Source organism: Promicromonospora sp. NPDC050262, assembly GCF_040655935.1.
Taxonomy (GTDB): domain Bacteria; phylum Actinomycetota; class Actinomycetes; order Actinomycetales; family Cellulomonadaceae; genus Promicromonospora.
In genome coordinates, this window is the sequence record NZ_JBFAKX010000019.1 from 64,090 (window position 1) to 88,055 (window position 23,966).

At 72.6% G+C, this 23,966-nt stretch carries 18 protein-coding genes; 7 read left to right on the top strand and 11 right to left on the bottom strand.

What is annotated here, in order from left to right; all coding sequences use genetic code 11:
* Positions 1-148 precede the first annotated feature (148 nt).
* Positions 149-1,225 carry an acyltransferase family protein gene (locus AB0I29_RS23075; RefSeq protein ID WP_357486141.1) on the bottom strand — a complete coding sequence of 359 codons (1,077 nt, stop codon included), beginning with the start codon at positions 1,223-1,225 and terminating at the stop codon, positions 149-151.
* 155 nt (positions 1,226-1,380) lie between these two features.
* On the opposite strand from AB0I29_RS23075, the gene mfd reads away from it, so the two are divergent.
* From mfd to AB0I29_RS23105, 6 genes are all read left to right on the top strand, one after another.
* On the top strand, positions 1,381-4,980 hold the full coding sequence (gene mfd, locus AB0I29_RS23080; protein ID WP_357486143.1) for a transcription-repair coupling factor: 3,600 nt from the start codon (positions 1,381-1,383) through the stop codon (positions 4,978-4,980).
* A 115-nt stretch (positions 4,981-5,095) separates the two neighbouring features.
* Entirely contained in the window at positions 5,096-6,019 is a 924-nt protein-coding gene (locus tag AB0I29_RS23085; RefSeq protein ID WP_285105747.1) for an ABC transporter substrate-binding protein, read from the top strand.
* Between the two features lie 216 nt (positions 6,020-6,235).
* Positions 6,236-6,538 carry a helix-turn-helix domain-containing protein gene (locus tag AB0I29_RS23090; RefSeq protein ID WP_285105749.1) on the top strand — a complete coding sequence of 101 codons (303 nt, stop codon included), beginning with the start codon at positions 6,236-6,238 and terminating at the stop codon, positions 6,536-6,538.
* Between the two features lie 125 nt (positions 6,539-6,663).
* Positions 6,664-7,854 carry a type II toxin-antitoxin system HipA family toxin gene (locus tag AB0I29_RS23095; RefSeq protein ID WP_285105751.1) on the top strand — a complete coding sequence of 397 codons (1,191 nt, stop codon included), beginning with the start codon at positions 6,664-6,666 and terminating at the stop codon, positions 7,852-7,854.
* A gap of 46 nt (positions 7,855-7,900) precedes the next feature.
* Positions 7,901-8,761: a tryptophan 2,3-dioxygenase gene (kynA, locus tag AB0I29_RS23100; protein WP_357486147.1), complete on the top strand. Its 861-nt coding sequence runs from the start codon at positions 7,901-7,903 to the stop codon at positions 8,759-8,761.
* Positions 8,754-9,623 (top strand): hydrolase, encoded by an 870-nt coding sequence (locus tag AB0I29_RS23105; RefSeq protein ID WP_357486149.1) that lies wholly within the window; start codon positions 8,754-8,756, stop codon positions 9,621-9,623. The genes kynA and AB0I29_RS23105 overlap by 8 nt, the downstream gene beginning before the upstream one ends.
* Positions 9,624-9,770: 147 nt before the next feature.
* Here the strand turns inward: AB0I29_RS23105 and AB0I29_RS23110 are convergent, their stop codons facing one another.
* Positions 9,771-13,160 carry a discoidin domain-containing protein gene (locus AB0I29_RS23110; protein WP_357486151.1) on the bottom strand — a complete coding sequence of 1,130 codons (3,390 nt, stop codon included), beginning with the start codon at positions 13,158-13,160 and terminating at the stop codon, positions 9,771-9,773.
* A 206-nt stretch (positions 13,161-13,366) separates the two neighbouring features.
* Here AB0I29_RS23110 and AB0I29_RS23115 point away from each other — a divergent pair, with 206 nt between their 5' ends.
* Positions 13,367-14,611: an aminotransferase class V-fold PLP-dependent enzyme gene (locus AB0I29_RS23115; protein WP_357486176.1), complete on the top strand. Its 1,245-nt coding sequence runs from the start codon at positions 13,367-13,369 to the stop codon at positions 14,609-14,611.
* Between the two features lie 30 nt (positions 14,612-14,641).
* On the opposite strand, the gene AB0I29_RS23120 is transcribed toward AB0I29_RS23115, so the two are convergent.
* The 9 genes from AB0I29_RS23120 to AB0I29_RS23160 all read right to left on the bottom strand — a co-directional run bounded on the left by AB0I29_RS23120 (position 14,642) and on the right by AB0I29_RS23160 (position 23,846).
* Entirely contained in the window at positions 14,642-15,499 is an 858-nt protein-coding gene (locus tag AB0I29_RS23120) for a nucleotidyl transferase AbiEii/AbiGii toxin family protein (RefSeq protein ID WP_285105759.1), read from the bottom strand.
* Complete coding sequence (locus AB0I29_RS23125; protein ID WP_357486154.1) at positions 15,496-16,056, bottom strand: type IV toxin-antitoxin system AbiEi family antitoxin domain-containing protein; 561 nt, start codon at positions 16,054-16,056, stop codon at positions 15,496-15,498. The genes AB0I29_RS23120 and AB0I29_RS23125 overlap by 4 nt, the downstream gene beginning before the upstream one ends.
* A 227-nt stretch (positions 16,057-16,283) precedes the next feature.
* Positions 16,284-17,921, bottom strand: a complete 1,638-nt coding sequence (locus AB0I29_RS23130; RefSeq protein ID WP_357486156.1) for an AMP-binding protein — start codon at positions 17,919-17,921, stop codon at positions 16,284-16,286.
* A 113-nt stretch (positions 17,922-18,034) separates the two neighbouring features.
* Complete coding sequence (locus tag AB0I29_RS23135) at positions 18,035-18,838, bottom strand: serine hydrolase (protein ID WP_357486158.1); 804 nt, start codon at positions 18,836-18,838, stop codon at positions 18,035-18,037.
* A 22-nt stretch (positions 18,839-18,860) separates the two neighbouring features.
* On the bottom strand, positions 18,861-19,574 hold the full coding sequence (locus AB0I29_RS23140; protein WP_357486160.1) for a type 1 glutamine amidotransferase: 714 nt from the start codon (positions 19,572-19,574) through the stop codon (positions 18,861-18,863).
* Complete coding sequence (locus AB0I29_RS23145) at positions 19,571-20,782, bottom strand: ATP-binding cassette domain-containing protein (RefSeq protein WP_357486162.1); 1,212 nt, start codon at positions 20,780-20,782, stop codon at positions 19,571-19,573. Before AB0I29_RS23145 ends, AB0I29_RS23140 begins: the two co-directional genes overlap by 4 nt.
* Positions 20,775-21,920, bottom strand: coding sequence for an ABC transporter ATP-binding protein (locus tag AB0I29_RS23150; RefSeq protein WP_357486164.1), 1,146 nt, complete (start codon positions 21,918-21,920; stop codon positions 20,775-20,777). Before AB0I29_RS23150 ends, AB0I29_RS23145 begins: the two co-directional genes overlap by 8 nt.
* Entirely contained in the window at positions 21,917-22,849 is a 933-nt protein-coding gene (locus AB0I29_RS23155; protein WP_285105768.1) for an ABC transporter permease, read from the bottom strand. The genes AB0I29_RS23150 and AB0I29_RS23155 overlap by 4 nt, the downstream gene beginning before the upstream one ends.
* Positions 22,842-23,846 (bottom strand): ABC transporter permease, encoded by a 1,005-nt coding sequence (locus AB0I29_RS23160; RefSeq protein ID WP_357486167.1) that lies wholly within the window; start codon positions 23,844-23,846, stop codon positions 22,842-22,844. The genes AB0I29_RS23155 and AB0I29_RS23160 overlap by 8 nt, the downstream gene beginning before the upstream one ends.
* Positions 23,847-23,966: the final 120 nt, after the last annotated feature.

Below are 23,966 nucleotides of genomic sequence, written 5' to 3' on the forward strand. Positions count from 1 at the left end.
TTTCGCGCGGCGCGTGGTGTGCGCGACGGAGGGGCGTGACCCGCTGAGTCGGCACCTCTGCTGAGCGTTCGGCAGTTGGCATCGAGATCGGCACAGCCCTGTGCCGATCTCGATGCCAACTGCCGAGTTCACGGTGCAAACTGCCGAGTCAGCGGCCGCCCGCCAGCCGCCGCGGCGGCGCGAACAGCCAGCGCGCGCCGATCCGGGGCGCGAGGGCGCCCAGCCCCAGCCCGACGGCGATCGCCGCCGCCCAGAGGGCCACGGGCAGCCACTGCGACTGCGGCGCCGGGATCCAGACGGCGTTGCGGTACAGCAGGCAGAGCAGCGCGAGCACCACCGACGTGTGCGTGACGAAGACCGGAAGCGTGCGCGCGCCGATCCAGCGCAGCCCGAGCGCGCCGGGCACCCGGGAGACCAGCACGCTCACCGCCACGCCGGCCGGCACGCCGGCGACGTTGGCCAGCAGGTACAGCCCGGGGATGTCGGCGAGGCCGAGGTCGCGCACCGTGATCTGGATGCCGAGCCACGGGCCGACGGCGACCAGCGCCCAGAGCCAGGTGACGCGCTCGGCGAACCGTTCGAGCAGCGGCCGCAGGTGCAGGCCCGCCAGGAAGAACAGTGCGAACTGCGCCGTGCCGCGCCACGCGATGCTCTCCGGCTCCCAGCCGGCCAGCGCCCACCCGCTCACGGCTGCCGCCGCCAGGAGCTGCAGCGGCACGGGGACCCGGCGCAGCAGGCGTGCGAGCACGAAGAACGCGGCCAGCGTCCAGAGGAACCACAGCTCCGACCGGGGGACCAGCAGCGACCAGGCGAGGTCGTGCGCGAGGGTGCCCCAGCCGGCGTCCGCCACCTGGTAGTAGCCCGTGAGCAGGCGCACCACCAGGGAGATCGGCTCCCACAGCACGAAGACCCAGGCGAAGTGGAGCAGCTTGCCGCGGGCCAGCCGGGACCACGGCACCGTCGTCCACTTCCCGGCGAACATGCCGGCGACCGCGAAGAACAGCGGCATGCGCAGGCTGCGCAGCGTCTCGTTGACCTCCCGCAGGACGCTCACCTCGTAGCCCGTGGACCACGTCCAGTTGGTCGCGTGGTAGAGCACCACGAGTCCGATGGCGAGGCCGCGCGCGGCGTCGGGCCAGGCGAGGCGGACGGCGCCACGGCGCGCGAGGGTGGCGTCCGGACGCACGGGAGTGCCGTGCCGCGGGGTGCCGGAGGGGGTGAACATCGCCGGTCATCGTAGGACAGAGCGGGACGGAAGGCACCGCAAACTGCGGTGTCGGTGTCCAGGAGTAGCCTGGGATCCAGCCCCTCACCCCATGACCCCTCCCCGGGTCATGCCCGTGAAGGGCCCGTCGTCGTGCGCCCTCGAAGGACAGATCTATGAACCTCACCGGCCTGCTCCCCACTCTTCTGCGTGATCCCGGCGCGTCCGCCGCCGTCGAGCACGTGCGCGCCCGCGGCTTCGCCGACGTGGTGAGTCCGGTGGGGGTGCGTCCGCCGCTGCTGGTGGCCGTGGCCGAGCGGCGGCCCCTCGTGGTGGTGACCGCGACGGGGAGGGAGGCCGACGACCTGGCCGCGAGCCTGCGCGGCTACCTCCCGGAGGAGCGGGGCGACGAGGTCGCCGTGCTCCCCGCCTGGGAGACCCTGCCGCACGAGCGGCTCAGCCCGCGCGCGGACACCGTCGCCAAGCGCCTGGCCGTGTTCCGCCGGCTCGCGCACCCGGCCGAGGGGCACGGGCAGGCGAGCGAGGTCCGGCTGCTGGTGATGCCGGTCCGGGCCCTGCTCCAGCCCGTCGTCGAGGGCCTGGGGGAGCTGGCGCCCGTCCAGCTCGAGACCGGCACCACCGCCGACCTGACCGACGTGGCCGAGCGGCTCACCGCCGCCGCCTACACGCGGGTGGACATGGTGGAGCGCCGCGGCGAGTTCGCCGTGCGCGGCGGCATCCTGGACGTGTTCCCACCCACGGAGGACCACCCGCTGCGGTGCGAGTTCTGGGGTGACGAGGTCACGGAGATCCGCTGGTTCGCCGTGGCCGACCAGCGCAGCCTGGAGATCGCGGAGCATGGCGTCTGGGCGCCGCCGTGCCGCGAGATCCTGCTGACGGACGCCGTCCGGGCCCGCGCGGCGGAGCTGGTGGAGACGCTGCCGGGCGCGGTCGAGATGCTGGACAAGCTCGCCGCCGGCGTGGCCGTGGAGGGCATGGAGTCGCTCGCCCCGGTGCTGGTGGACCGCATGGTCCCCGTGCTGGAGCTGGTGCCCGACGACGCGCTGCTCGTGGTCAACGAGCCCGAGCGCGTGCGGCGCCGCGCGCACGACCTGGTGGCGACCACCGAGGAGTTCCTCGCCGCGGCCTGGACCGGTGCCGTCGCGGGTGGTGCGGCGCCCATCGACCTGTCCGCGGCCTCCTTCGAGACCTTCGCCGAGGTGCGCGAGATCGCGGCCCGGCGCGGCCTGGGCTGGTGGACCCTCTCCGCCTTCACGCAGGACACGGAGCTCACCGACGGGTCCGACGACGGGTCGTCGGGCACCGACGAGACCGTGTTCACGATCAGCGCGCGCGACGTCGAGTCGTACCGCGGCGACCTCGCGCGCGCCCTCGACGACGTGCACGGGTTGCAGGTCGCCAGCTGGCGACTCGTGCTGACCACCGAGGGCCACGGCCCGGCCAAGCGCATGGCCGAGCAGCTCTCCGCGGCCGGCACCGCGGCCCGGCTGGCGGTGTCGCTGGAGGAGGAGCCCGAGCCCGGCATCGTGCACGTGCTGGCCGGCGGCGTGGGCAAGGGCTTCGTGGCCCCCGAGCTGCAGCTTGCCGTCTTCTCCGAGCAGGACCTGACCGGTCGCGCCGGCGCGAACACCCGCGACATGCGCCGGATGCCCAGCCGGCGCCGCAACGTCGTGGACCCGCTGCAGCTCAAGGCGGACGACTACGTGGTGCACGAGCAGCACGGCGTCGGCCGGTTCGTCGAGATGGCCCAGCGCACCATGGGCACCGGCGGCAACCGGGCCACCCGCGAGTACCTCGTGATCGAGTACGCGAGCAGCAAGCGCGGCCAGCCGGGCGACCGGCTGTTCGTGCCCACCGACCAGCTCGACCAGGTCACCAAGTACACGGGCGGGGAGTCGCCGTCGCTGTCCAAGATGGGTGGCGCCGACTGGAAGAACACCAAGGCCAAGGCCCGCAAGCACGTGCGCGAGATCGCGAGCGAGCTGATCCGGCTCTACAGCGCGCGCATGGCGACCGAGGGCCACGCCTACGGCCCCGACACCCCGTGGCAGCGCGAGCTGGAGGACGCGTTCGCCTACGTCGAGACGCCCGACCAGCTCGCCACCATCGACGAGGTCAAGGCCGACATGGAGAAGTCCGTGCCGATGGACCGCCTGGTCTGCGGCGACGTCGGCTACGGCAAGACCGAGATCGCCATCCGGGCCGCCTTCAAGGCGGTGCAGGACGGCAAGCAGGTCGCCGTGCTGGTGCCCACGACGCTCCTGGTGCAGCAGCACTTCGAGACCTTCTCCGAGCGGTACACCGGGTTCCCCGTGACCGTGCGCGCGCTGAGCCGCTTCCAGTCGGCCAAGGACTCCGAGGAGACGCTCGCCGGGCTCAAGGACGGCAGCGTCGACATCGTGATCGGCACCCACCGCCTCATCACCGGGTCCGTCGCCTTCAAGGACCTGGGCCTCGTGGTCATCGACGAGGAGCAGCGCTTCGGCGTCGAGCACAAGGAGACGCTCAAGCAGCTCCGCACCAACGTGGACGTGCTGGCCATGTCCGCCACCCCGATCCCGCGCACGCTGGAGATGGCGGTGACCGGCATCCGCGAGATGTCCACGCTGGCCACGCCCCCGGAGGAGCGCCACCCCGTGCTCACCTACGTGGGCGCGTACGAGGAGAAGCAGATCGCGGCCGCCCTGCGCCGGGAGCTGCTGCGCGAGGGTCAGGTCTTCTACGTGCACAACAAGGTGGAGACCATCCAGCGCGCCGCGTCCCGGCTGAGCGAGCTCGTGCCCGAGGCCCGGATCGGCGTGGCCCACGGCAAGATGAGCGAGCACCAGCTCGACCAGGTCATCCGCGCCTTCTGGGAGAAGGAGCTCGACGTGCTGGTGTGCACCACGATCATCGAGACCGGCCTGGACATCTCCAACGCCAACACCCTGATCCTGGAGCGCTCCGACATGCTGGGCCTGTCCCAGCTCCACCAGCTCCGCGGGCGCGTCGGCCGCGGGCGTGAGCGCGCCTACGCCTACTTCCTGTACCCGCCCGAGAAGCCGCTCACCGAGACCGCGCACGACCGGCTCGCCACCATGGCCGCCCACACCGACCTCGGCGCGGGCATGCAGATCGCCATGAAGGACCTCGAGATCCGCGGTGCGGGCAACCTGCTCGGCGGCGAGCAGTCCGGCCACATCGCCGGCGTCGGCTTCGACCTCTACGTACGCATGGTGGGCGAGGCCGTGTCCGCCTTCCGCGGGGACACCGAGGAGGAGGCGCCCGAGGTCACCATCGAGCTGCCGGTCGACGCGCACCTGCCCGAGGCCTACATCGCCACCGAGCGGCTGCGGCTGGAGGCGTACAAGAAGATCGCCGCCGCGCACGACGCCGCGGCGCTCGCGGAGGTCCGCGCGGAGCTCACCGACCGCTACGGCGCCCTGCCCGAGGTCGCGGGCGCGCTGTTCGACGTCGCCGACTTCCGCAACCACGCGCGGGAGGCCGAGCTCACGGACATCACGGCCCAGGGCAAGTACATCCGGTTCGCGCCGGTCAACCTGCCGGAGTCGGCGCAGCTCCGGCTCAAGCGGCTCTACCCGGGCACCATCCTCAAGCCGGCCATCCGGGCGATCCTCGTGCCGTTCCCGACGACGGCGCGGATCGGCGGGCGGCCGTTGCGCGGGACCGAGGTGCTGGAGTGGGCGCGGAACCTCATCGACGCGGTGATTCTGGCGGACGTGGGGGCTGCCGCTAAGGTCGGCACACGCTCGTGACCCCAGGCCCCACGTCCGTGGGATAGGTGAAACTCGAATTCACAGCAACTCACCCGGACCGTATAGGCTCCACCCGCGTAACCCGCTCATCATGTCGTTTCGTGGAGGACACCGCATGGCACTCGGACATCGCGTGCGTGGACACCGTGCACGCGCGGTCATCGGCTCGATCGCGGCGCTGGCCGCGCTCGGCGGCCTGTTGACCGGCTGCGCGACCGATTCCGCCGAGTCGGCGGAGAGTACCGCGGTCGAGGTGCGCCCGGAGCTGCGCGCACTGCTGCCGGGCGAGCTGCGTGCGGAGTCGGCACGCATCGCCGTCGGTACGGAGTCGGGCTACCCGCCCTTCGAGTACACGAACGAGGCCGGACGCATCGTCGGCTTCGAGATCGACCTGTTCGACGCCGCGTCGAAGCGGCTGGGCCTGAAGTACAACTTCGTGGACATGCCGTGGGACTCCCTGGTCACCGAGCTGTACGCGAGCAACGTCGACGTCGTGGCGGCCGCGATGTCGGACACCCCGGAGCGGCAGGCCGACTCCGACTTCGTCGACTACTACAACGACAGCGACGCGATCATGGTCCCGGCAGGCAACCCCGAGGGCATCAAGAACCTCAAGGACCTGTGCGGCCGCCCGGTTGCGGTCCTCGTCGAGACCACGCAGGCGGACGCCCTGGCGGCGCTCAACGCCAACCAGTGCCAGGCCAACCCGGTCACCGTGCTGACGTTCGAGACGGACGCCGACGCGCTCGCCCAGGTCCAGGCGGGCAAGGCGGACGCGGAGCTCACCCAGTGGTCGACGGGTGCGTACAACGCCAAGCAGGTCGGCTCGGGCGACATCTTCCAGGTGGCCAACACCGAGATCATCAACCCGACGCCGCTCGGGTTCCGGTTCCCCAAGGGCGACGTCGAGATGGTGCGGGCCTACCAGGCCGCGGTGCAGAGCATCATCGACGACGGCACCTACGCCGAGATCCTGGCGAAGCACGACCTCTCCGCCGGCGCCCTGACCACGGCCACGGTGAACAACCAGCAGCCGTGACGCACCACTGAACGCAGTACCGAGCAGGCCGTCCCACACACCGTGGGGCGGCCCGTTCTGTGTCTCCGGAAGGTCGCTCGTGCGTCCCCGCGACGTCCTGCCGACGGGCCGTCACGGTTCCTTCCTCGGAACGCACGCTCCGCATCGCGAAATAACGGTCACCCTGGTGACCGTTAGGGGGCCCGTCGGTTAGCCTGATAACCGAAAGGAGCAGTCATGGCCAGAACATCCCTCCGCACCCAGCGCGATCTCGCGTCGCTCGGCGACCACGTGCGCGCCTGGCGCAAGATCCACGGCCTCACGGCCCAGCTCGTCGCCGATCGTGCGGGCATCACGCGCACGACGCTGCGAGCCATCGAGACCGGCACGGGAACGGTCAGCCTCGAGAACACGTTCGCGGTGCTGCGGGTGCTCGGCGTGGCCGACGCCATCGTCGGCGCGAGCGACCCGCTGACCACCGAGATGGGCCGGTTCCACGCGGAACGGGCCCTGCCGCAGCGGGTGAGAGTCCCCAACTGAGCAGACCGAGCCAACCGAGCCCGAGCCGACGGAGCCCGAGCCAACCGAGAGGGTGATCGCCGTTGTCGATACGTGTCGAGGTCGAGCTACCAGGCGGTGGACAGGTCCCCGCAGGTGACCTCGACATGCATCTCAACCGGGGCGGCGCCCTCGTCGGCTGCACGTTCCGGTACGACGCCGCATACCTGCGCGACCAGCGCGCTTACGCCCTGTGCCCCGAGCTGCCCCTGACGCCGGGCAACATCCCGTCGGGCAGCGACCGGCCCCTCTTCGGCGTCCTCGCCGACTGCCAGCCCGACCAGTGGGGCCGAACCCTGCTGTTCAACGCCGAGCGGCGCGCCGCCCGCGCGGAGGGTCGCGGGTTCATGACGCTGACCGAGGTGGACTTCCTGCTCGGCGTGCAGGACGAGACCCGGCTGGGCGCGCTGCGCTTCTCGCTCGACGACGGCAAGACGTTCATGGGCCCGCCCCGCGCGGAGGTCCCCGACCTGGTGGACCTGCCCTCGCTGACGGACGCCGCGGACGCCGTCGCGCAGCACCGGGAGACCGACCACGACGTGCGGCTGCTGGTCGCGGCCGGGACCTCCATGGGTGGCGCCCGCCCCAAGGTGACCGTGAAGGACGCCGAGGGCGACCTGTGGATGGCCAAGCTGCCCGAGACCGGCGACCGGTGGGACGTGCAGGCCTGGGAGTACCTGACGCTGCGGCTGGCCTCGGACGCCGGCATCGAGGTGCCCGTGGCGCGGCTGCACCGCATCGGCCCGTCGCGTTCCATCCTTCTCACCCGCCGTTTCGACCGGCGTCCGGACCGCGGGCGGATCGGCTTTCTGTCTGCGGACAGCCTGACGCAGAAGGCGTTCTTCGAGGTCATCGACTACCGGACGCTCGCGGAGACGCTGGCGGACCACTCCGGGCGGCCGGCCACGGACGGGCACGACCTGTTCCGCCGCGTCGCGTTCACGCTGCTCGTGCGCAACGTGGACGACCACATGAAGAACCACGGGTTCCTGCGGCGCGCGGACGGCTGGTCGCTGTCCCCGCTGTTCGACGTGAACCCCAACCCGTTCGCCGTCGTGGAGTCCACGCCGCTGCGCCCTGGCAGCACCCGGATCGACCGGGACGTGCGCGTGCTGCTGGCCACCGCCGACTCCTACGGCCTGCGGCAGGACGACGCGCGGCGCGTGCTCGCCGAGGTGGCCGCCGCGACGTCGGGCTGGTCGCGGATCGCGCGCGACATGTCCCTGCCGCCCGAGGAGATCGCGCTGATGGCGGAGGCGTTCGAGAACCCGAACCGGGACGAGGCCCAGGCGGCCTGACCACGGGGCGGCCCGGCCCGGCGGTGCGCGGGGTTACGCTCGGCAGGTGACCAGCAACACCCGGCCCATCGAGGCCTCCATCCGCACGGACTTCCGCGACGAGATGGACTACGGCTCCTACCTGGGGCTTGACGCGCTCCTCTCGGCGCAGCACCCGGTGAGCGACCCGCCGCACCACGACGAGCTGCTGTTCATCATCCAGCACCAGACCACGGAGCTGTGGCTCAAGCTGGTGGTGCACGAGCTGCGGGGCGTGCGGCGGTTCCTGGACGCCGACGACCTGCCCCGCGCCCTCAAGGGCCTGGCCCGGGTCAAGCACATCCAGCGCACCATCACCGAGCAGTGGTCCGTCCTGGCGACCCTCACCCCGAGCGAGTACGCGGAGTTCCGGGGCTCGCTGGGGCAGTCCTCCGGCTTCCAGTCCCACCAGTACCGGGCCGTGGAGTTCCTGCTCGGCAACAAGCACGCCGGGATGCTCCAGGTCTTCCGGGACAAGCCAGAGATCCACGCCCAGCTCGCGCAGCTGCTGGAGGAGCCCACGGTCTACGACGCGTTCCTCCGCCTGCTGGCGCGGCGCGGGCACGCCGTCCCGGCCGAGATCCTGGAACGCGACGTCACGCAGGCCTGGACCGAGCACCCCGAGCTGGTCGCCGTCTTCAAGACGATCTACGAGGACCCGCACGCGTACTGGGAGCTGTACGAGGCGTGCGAGGACCTGGTCGACATCGAGGACGCGTTCCAGCTCTGGCGGTTCCGCCACCTGCGCACGGTGCAGCGCACCATCGGGTTCAAGACCGGCACGGGCGGCTCCAGCGGCGTCGGCTTCCTCAAGCGCGCGCTGGACCTGACGTTCTTCCCCGAGCTCATCTCGGTCCGCACCGAGATCGACGGCCCGCTCGGTGCCTGAGGCGGTCCCCGGCACGCTCCCCGGCACGACGCTCCCGGGCGTCGTCGACCACCACGTGCACCTGGGCCTGGTCGACCGGGCGCTGCTGGCCGACGGCCCGGTCGTCGAGGTGCACGACCTGGGCTGGGACCCGCGCGAGGTGGCCGCCTGGGCGGCCGCACCGCCGTCGGGCCTCCGGATCCGGTACGCCGGGCCGTTCCACACCGCGCCCGGCGGGTACCCGACCGGCCGCTCGTGGGCGCCGGACGCCGCGGTGCGGCACGTCGCCTCACCGGATCAGGCCATGGCGGCGGTGGCCGACGTCGTCGCCGCGGGCGGCTTCGCGGTCAAGGTAGCCCTCCACGCGGGCATGTCCCTGCTGCCCGACGACGTGCTGCGCGCGCTCGTCGACGCGGCGCACGCGGCGGGGCTGCCGGTCCTCGTCCACGCCGAGGGCGCCGGCCAGGCGGAGCGGGCGATCGACTCGGGCGCGGACACGCTGGTGCACGTGCCGTGGACGGGGCCGCTGCCGGCGGACGTGATCGCCCGCGCTGTCCACATGACCTGGATCTCCACCCTCGCGATCCACGACGGACCCGGTGGCTCGGCCGGTCTGGAGCTGGCGCTCGACAACGCGCGGCGGTTCGTCGCGGCGGGTGGGCGGCTCGCGTACGGCACGGACCTGGGCAACGGGCCTGCGCCGGCCGGGGTGAACGAGCGCGAGATCGAGCTGCTCGGCACGGTGCTCACGGGGGAGGCGCTGCGCCGCGCCCTCCTCGGCCCGCCCGATGCGGCTCCCGCGTTGACCGCTCCGCTGCCCGTGCCGGACACCGCGGCGGATCTGATCGCCTGGCTCCGCGCGTCCACCCGACTACCCCACTGACTCGCCGCACGGCGTGCGACGAGTCAGCGGGTTGGTCGGACCACCCCACTGACTCGGCCGACGGGATGTGGCGAGTCAGTGGGGTAGTCCGACCATCTCGCTGACTCGGCCGACGGGCGATGGCGAGTCAGCGAGATGGTCGGTGAACTAGTTGCGGTTGATCGTGAACGTCGAGGTCGGGTTCTCGATGTCGCGGTAGTTGTTCTGCAGCGTCAGGCCGTTGAACGTCGCCGACCCGACCGCCGGTCCCTGCCCCGCCTCCGGCAACGGGTTGGCCCAGATGCCGTAACCCGACTTGGCGTCGTACGCGTCACCGCTGCGCTGGGCGCCGGTGATCGACACGTCGGTGAACACGGTGTCCTGCACCGGGTTGACCGGCTGCCCGCCGATGTACTGGGTCTGGAACATGATCCCGGAGTACGTCGGGTCCACGATGTCGAGGTCGTTCACCCGGATCGCGGTGAACGTCTTCGACGCCGAGAACAGCCACACCGCCGGGAACACCTGCGCGCCCCAGAAGTGCCCGCCGGAGCGCACGACAGAGATGCCCTCGAAGACGGTCGGCGCGGGGCCGAACCCCTCCATCGGGTACCCGAAGTCCAGCGAGCTGATGGTCACGCCCGAGTACACGAGCGTGTCGGCGATGTAGATGTTGCGGAACGTGTTGTCCTGCCCGCCGTAGACGGCCAGGCCCGCCGCCCGCCAGGTGTTCGTGGACGTCAGGTTCTCGAACACGTTGCCGCGCTGGCCGCTGCCCCCGGCGTCGGTCGCCGCGAACAGGGCGAACGAGTCGTCCCCGGTACCGCGCGCCTGGTTGTTGTGCACGTGGTTGTTCGCACTGCCGTTGGTCATGTTCAGCGCGTCGGCGAACGTGTTCCGGATCCGCGAGTCCTTGATCTCCGAGTCGTCCATGTTGGCCGCCCAGAACATGCAGATCATGTGCTCGACCCAGATGTTGTCGATCGTCATGTCCCGCACGTTGGCGAAGTCGAACACCTTGCCCGGACCGTCGATCCGCGACGTGTAGTTGCCGAAGTAGGCGAAGTCGCGGAACGTCGAGCCGTTCGCCGTCCCCTCGGCCCGGAAGCCGATGTCCGTGTTCTCCTGGCCCGCCGGGGCGAGGAACCGGGTGAACCACGGCCCGGCGCCCACGATGTCCACGGCCTTGCCGTAGACCTGGAACTTGCTGGCGGTCTGGTAGTCGCCCGCAGGCAGGTAGACGCCGGCCAGGTTGCCGGTCGTGTCCATCCGGAACCGGTCGAGCGCGTTCTGCACGTCCTGGTGCGTGAACCCGGTGGGCTGCACGTACCGCGCCGGGTCCGGGTTGGCCTGCGGCGTCGCCTGCTCCAGGTCCACGAAGTCGACGGTGTACGGGCCGGGGTTGCTCGCCGTCTTCTGCAGGCGGATGGTCGAGCCCGCCGGGACGTTCCGCCCGAGCAGGGCGCTCGCCTCGTCGTAGATGTGCCGCGGGGCACCCTGGCCGGGCTGGTTGCCCGGGCTGGCCTCGTTGCCGTACAGCCAGGCGTTGCGCGAGGTCAGGTCGATGTTCTTGACGAACTGCCCGTCCACGTAGACCCCGAGCGAGCCGCTGGTGCCACCGCCGCCCGCGGCGTCGGGCATCGAGAACCGCACCACCAGGGAGTTGGTGGGCGCCCGCGTGGTCCACTCGACGTAGGAGCCGGTCTGCCCGAGTGTGACGGCCTTGCGGCCGGACGCCTCGCCGGCCAGGTCGCCGACCACCCGGTTGGGCCCGATCACGGTGGCGCCGCCGCCGGCCGCGCCGTCCTCCGCCTCGTAGGTGTCGAACGGCAGGTTCGCGCCGCGGCCGATGAACAGCGACCGGGTCACCTCGTTGTTCGCCCGCTTGGCCGCGACCTCGGTCGGGTCGGGGGCCGCCGTGACGGTCACGTCGTACGAGCCGTCGGCCGCCGTCCAGGTGCCCAGGTTCACGTTCTGGCTCGTGGCACCCGGTGCGATGGCCCCGGAGACCGAGCCGGTCAGGGTGCGCACCACCGCGCCGGAGCCGTTCCGCAGCACCACGGTGAGGCCGTGCGCGCCGGACGACGCGGCCACGGTGCCCCGGTTCGCGATCGTCGCCGAGAACGTGACCGTCTCGCCCGCGGCCGGGGTGCTCGGCGTCCACGACACGGTCGGCACCAGGTCGGAGCTGGCGATCTCCGTGACCACCAGCGGGTCCGGCCGCGTGTAGCCGTTGTCGCTCTCGGACTGCTCGGCGACGCCGCCCGACGGGTCCGCCTCCGCGCCGATCTCGTACGACCCCGCCGGCAGCGCGCCCGCGTCCGCGGTGACCGTGGCCTGCGCACCCGCGGCGAGCGCGCCCACCTGGCCGGTGGCCACCTCGTCGCCGTCGACCGTGAACGACACGTCGGTGGCCGCCGAGGCCCGGGTGCCGATGTTCTTCACGACGGCGGACAGCGTGACGTCGTCCGACTCCGTCGGCGATGCCGGGGTGGCCGTGACGCCCGTGACCACGAGGTTCGGGTTGGCCGCGGGCGTGCCGAACACCTGCAGCTCCGCCACCTGGCCGTTGCCCGAGCCCGTGTTCGCGGTGAACCGCAGGCGCACCTCCCGCGCGGTACCCGAGACCGGCACGGTCACGGTGTTGCCCGTCGCGGGGGAGAAGGCACGTGCGGCGGACGGCGCGAGCGTGCTCCACGCGTCGCCGGACCCGGTCCGGCCCTGTACCTCGAAGGTCTGCGTGCGCGGTCCCCACGCGGTGGCCGGCGGCAGCTTCACGACGACGTCGCTCAGCTCGGCCGCGGACTCCAGCGTCACCGCCAGGGTGCTCGGGTACTGCCCGCCCGCACCCTCCCAGTAGGTGCCGGTGTTGCCGTCCGTGGCGTTCGCGGCGACGTACGTCCACTCCGTCGACGACGCCGCGGCCGGCCGGCCCGCCGCGAGGTCCGTGCCGTCGGCCGGCTCCTCCGGGTCGGGGGCGTCCCGCGTGCCGCGCACCTCCAGCTCCGAGAGCTGACCGGCCGGCCAGCCCGTGTTCGCCGTGATCGCGACCCGCACGTAGCGCGCGTCCGTGTTCGGCACGTCGATGGTCACCGTGTTGCCCGACGCCGGGTCGAACCGGCGGGCGGCGCTCGCGGACAGCGTGGTGAAGGTGGAGCCGTCGGCGCCTGCCTGGACCGACAGGGTCTGCGTGCGGGCCTCCCACCCGGCGGGCAGCTTGAGCACCACCTCCTCGACGGTGGCGCCGGAGCCGAGGTCGACCTGCGCCCACTGCGGCAGGCTGCCGTTGGTCGACTCCCAGTACGTGGCGGGGTTCCCGTCGGTGAGGTTGTCGGCCAGGTAGGGGGCGTTGGCGCTGCTGGCCGCGGCGGCCGCGCCCGCGGACAGGACGGCGGGCGCGGCGGCGGCCGGCGTCGGTACGAGGACCACCGCGGCGAGGGCCGTGGCGGTGAGTGCTGACAGGAGCCCGGGGGCGAGCCCTCGTCGTGGTGCATGGCGCGTGGCGGAGCGGAACATCATCGTCCCCGATCTCCCGTCGTCGTCGACGGGCGTCGTCACCAGGATTGACCTTGGGTACTTGCCATGGTTCTGTACGTAAAAACGCATACTCTTGTCGAGTTCTTGCGTTTGAATGGCACGGACTTTACTGATGCCGGGACTGGGGCGTCAAGGGCTCCGCGGGGTCGGCCGCTCGCAGGACGTACGCTCGGGCCGGAACCGAACGACCTGGAGCCTCCGTGACCGACACCGCACCGTCCGCCGACCTGCCCGCGCCGCCGTCCGCCGTCGCGCCTACCGCGCTACCTACCGCGCTGCGCGACCGCGCCGCCGCCCTGGACGCCGCCGACCCGCTGGCGCGCTACCGCGACCTCTTCGCACCGAGCGAGGGCCTGATCGCATATCTCGACGGCAACTCACTGGGCCGGCCGCTGATCGCCACCCGCGAGCGGCTGGCGTCGTTCGTGGACGGGCCGTGGGCAGCGCGCCTGATCCGGTCCTGGGACGAGGGCTGGATGGACGCGCCGACGGAGCTCGGCGACACGCTCGGCCGGGTCGCGCTGGGAGCGGCGCCGGGTCAGACCGTCGTCGCGGACTCGACGACCGTGCTGCTCTACAAGCTGGCCCGCGCCGCGGTCGACGCCCGCCCGGACCGTCGGGTGATCGTCGCAGACACCGAGAACTTCCCTACGGACCGGTTCGTGCTGCAGGGCATCGCGGCCGAGCGTGGCCTGGAGCTCCGCTGGATCACGCCCGACGCCGAGGCGGGCGTGACGCCCGACGAGGTGGCGGCCGCCGTCGGGCCGGACACGGCGCTCGTGCTGCTCAGCCACGTCGCCTACAAGTCCGGCTACATCGCCGACCTGCCCGCCATCACGCGGGTCGTGCACGACGCCGGGGCGCTGGTGCTCTGGGACCTGTGCCACTCGGCCGGCTCGGTGCCGTTGGACCTGGACGCCGACGGCGTGGACATCGCCGTCGGCTGCACCTACAAGTACCTGAACGGCGGGCCGGGCTCGCCCGCCTTCGCCTACCTGGCCGCCGGCCTGCAGGGCGAGGCGCGCCAGCCGGTCCAGGGCTGGATGGGCGCCGCCGACCCGTTCGCGATGGGCCCCGAGTACGAGCCCGCCACCGGGATCCGGCAGCTCGTCAGCGGCACGCCGCCCATCGTCGGCATGCTGCCGATGCGCGACATGCTCGCCCTGATCGAGGAGGCGGGCATGCCGGCCGTGCGCGAGAAGTCGCTCGCGCTGACCGCGTTCGCGCTGGAGGCCGCCGACGAGCACCTGCCGGGCGTGCGCGTGGCCTCGCCGCGCGACCCCGAGCGCCGGGGGAGCCACGTGATGCTCGACCACCCCGACTTCAAGCGCGTGGTCGCCCAGGCCTGGGAGCGGGGCGTGATCCCGGACTTCCGGCCTCCGCAGGGCCTCCGCGTGGGCCTCAGCCCGCTGAGCACGAGCTTCGCGGAGGTGGCGCACGGCCTCTGGACGATCCGGGAGCTCCTGGGCTGACGGTTCGCGTGGGCGGTCAGCGGATCCCGATCATCTGCTGAATACCGGGTCGAGGACGGCGGCGACCAGCGCCATCTGGTCGTCCAGCTTCTCCTCACTGATCTCTTCGATCCGTTCCTTACGCCGCCAGGCTGCCCACTTGTCCTGCCCGACGCCGCCGTAGCCGGCCACGATCGGGCTGATCGGTCCGAGCTTGACGCCTCGATAGCCGGCGACCGACTCGACGGCGCGGCGCAGTTCGGCACCGTCGATCGTGTGCCGGGCCGGCAGCTGCACGATGTCGACGTAGTCACGCCATCGAGTGCTGGTCGTCCCGCGTTCCAGGATCGTCACGCCCTTCTCCGCGATCACCGTCTCCGGGCGGTAACCGGTGACCGCGATCGGGTCGCCGATCACTCGCGGGATCCGGACGGTCCGGGGTGCGGGCACGATCGGATCGCCGGTCGAGATGTCCCAGGCGACCTTGCCCTGCCACGAGGCGAGCGTGACGGAGGTGCGCATCCGCAGGCCAGGGTACTCGGCGTCGTCCCGGATCTCCTGGATGGAGATCGAGTCGAGGTCGAAGGTGACTCCGTCGTCGGCGTCGACCGCGGCGGCGTCGTGCACCACCCGCAAGATGTGTACAGGCGTGACGGACGCCCTGATCGCCTCGGCGTCCAGGTCCTTCGTCGGCCGACGCACGTCATAGGCCGTCAGCAGGATGCCACCCTTGAGGACGAAGGCGTCGGCGTGCGCCGTCTGCGTGATACGGAAGAGAAACGACTCGAGCGCATGGCGGGTCAGGTATTCGCCGGTCGCCACGGGCTTGCCCGTGCGGGCGGCGTCGCTGCGTGCCCTGGCCTGGATCGCGCGGTAGACCTCGGCGCTCCTTGTCATGGCAGCGGTCATGCCAGCGCCTCCAGGGCGATCTCCAGCGGTCCACGGCTCCGCGGCAGCTGGGTCGCGATCGCCATGAGTCGCGCCGGCTTGCCGCCGCGTCGCAGCCACTCGCGCAGGGCGTCACGCCCGAGCTCGTAGCCGAGGGAGCCGCGGAGGCGGAACACGTCGGCGATGGTGCGCTCGGCGGAGTAGAGGCCGATCCGCAGGCCTGAACCCGGGATCACGATCTCGCCGCGGTCCAGCCCGAAGGTCGCTCGGTCGAAGAGATGCCACGCGATAGCCGAGTCGGTGGCCGGTCGTCGCGAGCCGCGGGGGACGGCAACGTCGAGCAGTGCGGGAATCGCATCGGTCAGGTCGTAGTAGGCGAGCGCTGATGTCAGGCAGACCGTGGCGTCCGGGCGTCTGGCTGCTGCCTCGACCCATTCCCACTCGGCGGGTTCGGCGTCTGCCGCCCGATAGATGCCACGAGCGATGCGATCGAACCGTCCGTCGCGAGCGGCGCGGTAGAGGCTGCTACGGGACACACCAAGACGGTCGGCCTGCGACATCCTGACCGCGTCAGTCATGCTGCACCTCCTGCATTGAGACGAACCGTATACAGATAACGGTATCTGTATACGGTTTGATTCGCGCGCCAGGCCTCTGGCTGATCCGGGAGCTCCTGGGCTGACGACGATCCCCTTCGAGGCCTAAGTTTCTTCGCTTTCAGGCCGCTGAAAGCGAAGAAACTTAGGCCTCGAAGAGAATCTGCCCGGGGGACGGCGGCGGCCGACCCGGCGGAGGGGTCCGCGGGTCAGGGGAGGTCGCGGCGGACGACCTTGCCCGTCGGGTTGCGGGGGAGCGAGTCGAGGAAGTGCACGTCGCGGGGGAGCGAGAAGCGCGGGAGCGTGTCCCGGAGCCGGTCGACCAGGGCCTCGGCGGTGAGCGTCGCGCCCTCGCGCAGCACCACGTAGGCGGCGAACCGGTGGCCGAACCTCTCGTCGGGCACGCCGAACACCGCGACGTCTGCGACCTCGGGCAGGGCGGTGATCGCGTCCTCCACCGGGCGGGGGTAGACGTTCTCGCCGCCCGAGACGATCATGTCGTCGGCGCGGCCCACCACGTACAGCCGGCCCTCGGTGTCGAGGCGGCCGCGGTCGCCCGTGGCCATCAGGTCGCCGAACATCGGCTTGCCCGTGCCGTTGGTGTACCCCTCGAACAGCATGCCGTTGCCCACGCAGATCTGGCCGACGTCGCCCCGCGGGACGGGCCGGCCGTCGTCGTCCAGGATGCCGATGCGGGTGCCCAGCGGCGGCCGCCCCGCCGTCGTCGGCTGCACGGCGAGGTCCGCGGGCGTGGAGATCGACGCCCAGGAGGCCTCGGTCGAGCCGTACAGGCCGTAGAGCACCGGGCCGAACTCGTCCAGGAACTGGGTGATCCGTTCGGCGGGCATGGCCGAGCCGGAGTAGGCGACGACGCGCAGGGACGACGTGTCGTACCGGGCCTTCACCTCGGCGGGCAGGTCGAGGATGCGCTGCAGCATGACCGGCACCGCGATCAGCGCCGTCACCTGCTGCTCGGCGATCGCCCGGAGCGTCTGCTCGGCGTCGAACCGGCGCGGCAGCACCAGCTCCGCGTGCAGCGCCATGCCGAGCTGCAGGGCCGCGAGCCCCCACGTGTGGAAGATCGGCGTGGTGATCATCATGCGGTCGCCGGCCCGCAGCGGGATGACCGACAGCAGTGAGGCGGCCTCGCTCAGGCCGTGCGGCTGCGGCCGGCGGGCGCCCTTCGGGGTGCTCGTGGTGCCCGACGTCATGACGACGGTCCGGCCCGGCTTGTCGGGGATCGGCACCCGCGCCGGGTCGCCGTTCGTGATGAGCCCGGCGAGGCCGGAGGCGCCGTCGTCGGCCCAGGTGGTGAGGACCGGCAGGTCGGCGGGCAGGTCGGGCTCCTGGTCCAGGAACTCCTGGTCGGCGAGGAGCAGCGCGGGCCGCTGCTCGGCGACGACGGCGGAGACCTGCGCGGGGGAGAGTCCCGAGTTGAGCAGCAGCGTGGTCGCGCCGAGCTTGGCCAGCGCCACCATGGTCTCGATGAGGCCGCCGTGGTTGCGGCACAGCACGGCGACGGGCGTCCGCGGGCCGACGCCGCGGTCGCACAGGGCGTTGGCCAGGCGGTTCGCGCGGTCGTCGAGCTCGCGGAAGGTCACGCTGCGCTGCTCGTCGGCGAACGCCGTCTGGTGCGGGGTGCGGACCGTGCTGGCGCGGTAGCCGCCGGCGATCGAGGGGCCCCACGTGACGAGCTGCCAGATCGCGCCGACGTCGCGGTGGATCCGCAGGCCCGGTGCGAGCACGCCCGACCTGACGAGGTGGAAGCCCTGGTTGAGCAGGTTCTCCCTGCGGTCGACCTGCGCGAGTCTGCCGGGGCGGACCTCCGCGGCACTGGTGGTCAGCACGTCGCCCCCTTTGGCTCGCCACTATTGCACCCGCATTCAATAGGAAACGGGTGCGGGAGGCAACCCTCGGCAGCGCGGGGCCGGTCCGGCAGGAGCCGCGGCAAGGGCCCGCGTCAGGCCAGCGAGACCGCCAGGGCCCCCAGCGCCTTGAGCGTCTCCTCCGCGGCCTGCTCGTCGTAGCCGCGGGTGCACACCGCGATCACCAGGGCGTCGGGACCGGGCTCGCCCACGAACGCGACGTCGTGCCGGATGCCGTCCACCCAGCCGGACTTGGAGCCGAACGGGACGGCGCCCGGCTCACCCGGGCCGGGGACGGCGGCCGTGAGCTGCCGGTCCGTCTGGCGGCCGAGCAGCTCGCACATCCAGGCGGTCCGCTCCGGGCCCGCGAGCGCGCCCGTGACCACGCCGGACATGAGCAGGCACAGGTCGGCCGCCGTCGTGCGGTGCGAGGCGCCCGCCTTCTCGGCGGCCAGGTCCGAGTACTTGCGGCCGAACGTCGACCGCGTGGCCCCGGCGTCGGCCAGCACCTTGTTCACGGCGGGCAGGCCCACGCGCTCGGCGACCATGTTGGTCGCCTCGTTGGAGGAGACCGTGACCATCCGGTCGATCACGTCGCCCAGCGGCATCGGCGTGCCGTCGGGCGGCAGGCCCTCGTCGACGTCGTCGGGCTCGATCGTGTACTCGCCCGCGCCGGGCACCTGGGAGGTGAAGGTCCGGGTCGCGGTGCACGTCTCGTCGAGGCGCGCGGTGCCGGCGTCGAGCTCGCGTGCGGCCGCCACCAGCACCGCGAGCTTCACGGTCGAGGCGGCGTAGAAGTCCAGGTCGTCCTGGCGCGCGGCCAGCACCTCGCCCGAGGCCCGCGCGACCCGGTAGGCCACCACCGGCACCCCGTCGCTGTGCGTCCCTGTCGACACCATGTGCGTTCTCGTCCTCTCGTCGTCACTTCGCCGCAGCGTGCACGACGTCGGCCCAGGCGCGCACCAGCGCGCGCGACTGCGCCTCGTTCTCGTCCGCCCGGGCCAGCGCCGCCTCGGCCAGCGCCGCCCGGTCGATGCCCTGCTCCGAGAGCGCGGCCTCGTCCCAGGTCGCGACCCGCTCCGGCCGGGCCTCGGGATGGAACTGCAGGCCCCAGGCGGCCTCGCCCACCCGGAACGCCTGGTTGCGGCAGGCCTCGCTCGTCACCAGCAGCGTGGCCGACGGCGGCAGCGTGGTCACCGAGTCCTCGTGGTTCTCGATCATCCACAGCGGTCCGTCCGGCACTCCCGGCAGGTCGCCGAAGACCGGGTCGCCGGCGGCGGCCGGCAGCACCGTGAGCGGGCACATGCCGCGCTCCGTCTCGCCAGACCGCGCCGTCACGCCGCCGCCCGTGACGTGCGCCAGGAGCTGCCCGCCGAGGCACAGCCCGAGCAGCGGCACGCCGTCGGCCAGCGCCTGGAGCGTCAGCGCCCGCTCGCGGGCCAGGAACGGGTGGCCGGCGTCGTCGTCCGGCATGAAGCCGCCGCCCAGCAGGACCACGCCCCCGAACCCGGCGAGGGTCTGGGGCAGCTCCGCGCCCGGGACGAGGACCGGGTCGAGCCCGGCCTCGGGGAGCTGCTGCTCCAGCCGGCCCATGGAGCTGGTGGACGAGTTCAGGACCACCAGGACGCGCGTCATGCGCCGGTCCCGGGCGTGGCCAGCTCGCGCGCGAAGTGGCAGGCGGCGACGTGCGCCGCGGCTCCGGCGGCCCCTGCGTCCGCCGAACCCCGGGCGACCAGCGCGGGCACGTCCGTCTCGCACGCCTGCGGGATCAGCCGCAGGCCGCGGACGGCGTCGGCGGAGGCCGCCTCGCGCCGCGCCTCCGGCAGCGTGGGCGCGAGCCAGCAGCGCGTGTGGAACGGGCAGCCCGACGGCGGGTCCACCGGGGAGGGCGGGTCGCCCTCCAGCACGATCCCGCCGACGCCGGGCTGCCCGGCGCCCGCGACCGCGCCATCGGACGAGCTCGCACCGACGGCCCCGGCCGCCGGGACGAGCCGCACCGACGGGTCGGGAACGGGCACCGCGGAGAGCAGCGCCTGCGTGTACGGGTGCTGCGCGGCGTCGTACACCTCGGCCTCGGGCCCCTGCTCGACGATGCGGCCCAGGTACATGACGGCGACGTCGTGGGCGATGTGCCGCACCACGCCGAGGTCGTGCGCCACGAACAGGTAGGACAGGCCCAGCTCGTCCTGGAGGTCCTCCAGCAGGTTGATCACCTGGCCCTGCACGGACACGTCGAGCGCCGAGACCGGCTCGTCGCAGACCAGGATCTTGGGCCGCAGGGCGAGCGCGCGGGCGATCCCGACGCGCTGCCGCTGCCCGCCCGAGAACTGGTGCGGGTACCGGTTCGCGTGGTCGGGGTCCAGGCCCACGAGCTCCAGCAGCTCGCCCACCGCGGCCCGTCGTCCGCCCGCCGGGTCGATGCCGTGGATCGCGAACGGCTCGCCCACGATCTCGTTCACCGACATCCGCGGGTTCAGCGACGTGTACGGGTCCTGGAAGACCATCTGCACGTCCCGGCGGAGCTGCTTGCGGCCCGCCCGGGACCGGCCCGTGACGTCCTCGCCGTCCACCAGCACCTGCCCGCTGGTCGGCGTCTCGACGCCGACGAGCACGCGGGCGAGCGTCGACTTGCCCGACCCGGACTCGCCCACCAGGCCCAGGGTGCGACCCCGGTCCAGGGTGAGCGAGACGCCGTCGACCGCCTTGACCGCGGCCGCCGAGCGGCGCAGCAGCCCGGAGCGCACCGGGTAGTGCTTGACGAGGTCGCGCACCTCGAGCACGGACTCGCCGGGCTCGGGCCGCTCGTCGACGAGACCGGCCCCCGCCGGTCGCGACTCAGTCATCGGAGTCTCCCTTCGGACCGGGCACCGACGTGCCGGACGCCGACGTCGTCACGCCGGCCTCGGGGGCCGGCTCCCGTCCGGCCATGATGTCCGACGCGAAGTGGCACGCCGACATCCGGCCCTCTGCCGGGTGCGCCGCGGGCGGCACCTCGGTGCGGCAGACGTCGCGCGCAGCGTCGCACCGCGGGTGGAACGGGCAGCCCGGCGGCATCGCGGCCGGGCTGGGCGGGCGGCCCGGGATCACGGGCAGGCGTCCCGTCCCGGCCGCGGACGGGATCGACCGCAGCAGCGCCCGGGTGTACGGGTGCGCGGGGGTCGTGTAGACGGGCACCACGGGAGCCTGCTCGACGGCGCGGCCCGCGTACATGACCGTGACGTCGTCGGCGACCCCCGCCACGACGCCCAGGTCGTGCGTGATCAGCACGAGGCCCATGTTCCGCTCCGCCTGGATCTCGGCGAGCAGGCGCAGCACCTGCGCCTGGACCGTCACGTCGAGGGCAGTGGTGGGCTCGTCCGCGATGAGCACGTCGGGGTCCATGGCCAGCGCCGACGCGATCATCACGCGCTGGCGCATGCCGCCGGAGAACTGGTGGGGGTACTCCTTCACGCGGGCCTTCGCGTTCGGCACCTTGACCAGGTCGAGCAGCTCGACCGCCCGCCTCCGGGCGTCGGCGCGGGACAGCCCGCGCCGGGCCCGGAGCGCCTCCGTGAGCTGGAAGCCCACGGTGTGCACGGGGTTGAGCGCGGCGAGCGCGTCCTGGAACACCATCGCCACCTGCTCGCCGCACCGGGCGCGGTGCTCCTTGCGGCTCAGGGTGAGCAGGTCGGTGCCGGCCAGGCGGACGCTGCCGCGTGCGACCCGCGCCGTGTCCGGGAGCAGGCCCATCACGGCCAGCGAGGACACGGACTTGCCCGAGCCGGACTCGCCCACGATCGCGAGCGTGCGGCCCGCCTCCACGCGGTAGGACAGCCCGTCGACGGCGCGCACCACGCCGTCGGGCGTCCGGAACTCGACGGCGAGGTCGGTGACCTCGAGCAGCGCTCTCTGCTCGCCTTCGCCGCGCTCCGCGCCGGGCGAGTGCCTCGTTCCTCGGCCCTCACCCTCTGCTGCGCTCCGCATGCGGCTCGCCGGGCTCATGCGGAGAGCCTCGGGTCGAGGGCGTCGCGCAGGGCGTCGCCGAGCACGACCAGCGCGAGGACGGTCGCGACCAGGCAGATCAGGGGCGCGAGCAGGATGTGCGGGGCGCCGCCGAGCACCCATTCCGAGCCCTGCTCGATCTGGATGCCCCAGCTCGTCGCCGGGGGACGGACGCCGATGCCCAGGAAGGACAGCACGGCCTCCGCGCTGATCACCCCGGCCACGGAGGTGGGCAGCAGCGCGGTGACGGTGCCGATGGCGTTGGGGAGCACGTGCCGGACCATGATGCGCAGGTCCGACGCGCCCAGCGAACGCGCGGCGGTCACGTAGTCCAGGTTCTTCGCCTCCAGGGTGCTGGCCCGCACGTAGCGGGCGTACGGCATCCAGCCGAACAGGATGAGCACCACCGCGGGCAGCAGGATCACGTTGAACGTGCCGGTGCCCAGGTCGACGCCCTTGAACAGGGACAGCACCAGGAGTGCGGCCAGCAGCAGCGGGATCACCAGGAAGACCTCGACGGCACGGGAGACCAGGTAGTCCACCCAGCCGAGGTGGTACCCGGCGAGCAGGCCGAGGGTGACACCGATCAGCAGCGAGACGCTGACCACGACGACGGCCAGCAGCAGCGACGGCCGGATGCCGTGCACCAGCGTGGCCAGCACGTCGCAGCCGAGCGCGTCGGTGCCCAGCGGGTGCTCGCCGCCCCAGCCCTGTGGTGTCGTCCGGGCCTCCCGGATCGGGCACGTCCGGGGGCTGGTGGTCGTGAACAGCGTGGGGAACGCCGCCATGAGCCCGAAGAAGGCGAGCACGACGGCCGCGGCGATCGTGTCGGGCCGGCGGCGGAGCCGGCGCCAGGCGTCGGCGAGCGGGCTCGACGGTGCGCCTCCCGGGCGCCGCGCGGTCGGTGCGGGTGTCACGGCGTCACTCATAGCGGATCCTCGGGTCGAGCAGGGCGTAGGCGATGTCGACGACGATCATCACCACGACGGTCACCGCGGCCAGCAGGGTCACGACGCCGAGCACGAGCCCGACGTCGTCGTTCCGGACGGCCTCCCACAGGACGCCGCCCATCCCGTAGATGTTCATCAGCCCCTCGGTGATCACGGCCCCGCCGAGCGCCTCGGCGAAGGTCAGGCCGACGGCGGTGACCACGGGGACCGACGAGTTGCGCACCACGTGGTGCACGACGACGCGCCTCTCGGTCAGGCCCTTCGACCGGGCCGTACGCACGTGGTCGCCCTGGTAGGACTCGAGCTGGCTGGCCCGGACCAGACGGATGAACGCCGCCGACCCGGCCAGGCCGAGCAGGATCCCGGGGACGACCACGGTCGCCCACGGGTGGTCGGGGTCGAAGGACGGCTTGAACCAGTACGGCGGCCAGCTGTTCTCGCCGAAAGTGTCCTCCGCCCAGCCGTTCAGGGGCACGGCGACGACGTACCGGTAGACGATCAGCAGCACGAACACCGGGAAGGCGTCGATCAGCACCGACGTGAGCCGGATGCCGTGGTCCCCGGCCGAGCCGCGCCAGCGGGCGGCAGCCGAGCCGAGCAGCATGCCGAGCGCCAGCCAGGTGACCAGCACGACGCAGAACAGGCGGATGGTGTTCGGCGCCGCCGTGGCGACGATCTCCGAGACCTCACGACCGCGCAGGTTGGTGCCGAAGTCGCCCTGGGCGTACTGGCCGAGGCGCTCGACGAACGGCCCGAGGCACGGGTTGCCCACCTGGTCGTAGCAGGGGTCGTCGAGGTTGAAGCGTTGCTCGACGGCGGCGATCTGCGCCGGGGTGGCGACCTTGTCGCCGAAGAACGCCTGCGCCGGGTTGCCGTTGAGCTGGATCGCGACGGTCGTGAGCAGGTGCAGCAGGAACATCACGAGCAGCAGGGTGCCGACCGCCTGGACGGCGCGGCGAAGGATGTAGCGCCCCATGGGGTCCTTCCGGGGGGTATGGGGACGCGCGGACGGCGGGCGGGCGCCGGCCGGGCCCGGCGGGATCGGTGTCCCGTCAGGCCCGGCCGGCGGTGCCGCTCCGGTCCGGCGTGGTGGTTC

Coding starts and splice junctions, on each gene's coding strand:
- AB0I29_RS23145 (WP_357486162.1), bottom strand. CDS start 20,782: ATGACTGAGTCGCGACCGGCGGGGGCCGGTCTCGTCGACGAGCGGCCC.
- AB0I29_RS23135 (WP_357486158.1), bottom strand. CDS start 18,838: ATGGTGTCGACAGGGACGCACAGCGACGGGGTGCCGGTGGTGGCCTAC.
- AB0I29_RS23090 (WP_285105749.1), top strand. CDS start 6,236: ATGGCCAGAACATCCCTCCGCACCCAGCGCGATCTCGCGTCGCTCGGC.
- AB0I29_RS23155 (WP_285105768.1), bottom strand. CDS start 22,849: ATGAGTGACGCCGTGACACCCGCACCGACCGCGCGGCGCCCGGGAGGC.
- AB0I29_RS23140 (WP_357486160.1), bottom strand. CDS start 19,574: ATGACGCGCGTCCTGGTGGTCCTGAACTCGTCCACCAGCTCCATGGGC.
- AB0I29_RS23125 (WP_357486154.1), bottom strand. CDS start 16,056: ATGACTGACGCGGTCAGGATGTCGCAGGCCGACCGTCTTGGTGTGTCC.
- mfd (WP_357486143.1), top strand. CDS start 1,381: ATGAACCTCACCGGCCTGCTCCCCACTCTTCTGCGTGATCCCGGCGCG.
- AB0I29_RS23150 (WP_357486164.1), bottom strand. CDS start 21,920: ATGAGCCCGGCGAGCCGCATGCGGAGCGCAGCAGAGGGTGAGGGCCGA.
- AB0I29_RS23075 (WP_357486141.1), bottom strand. CDS start 1,225: ATGTTCACCCCCTCCGGCACCCCGCGGCACGGCACTCCCGTGCGTCCG.
- AB0I29_RS23120 (WP_285105759.1), bottom strand. CDS start 15,499: ATGACCGCTGCCATGACAAGGAGCGCCGAGGTCTACCGCGCGATCCAG.
- AB0I29_RS23160 (WP_357486167.1), bottom strand. CDS start 23,846: ATGGGGCGCTACATCCTTCGCCGCGCCGTCCAGGCGGTCGGCACCCTG.
- AB0I29_RS23085 (WP_285105747.1), top strand. CDS start 5,096: ATGGCACTCGGACATCGCGTGCGTGGACACCGTGCACGCGCGGTCATC.
- AB0I29_RS23095 (WP_285105751.1), top strand. CDS start 6,664: ATGCATCTCAACCGGGGCGGCGCCCTCGTCGGCTGCACGTTCCGGTAC.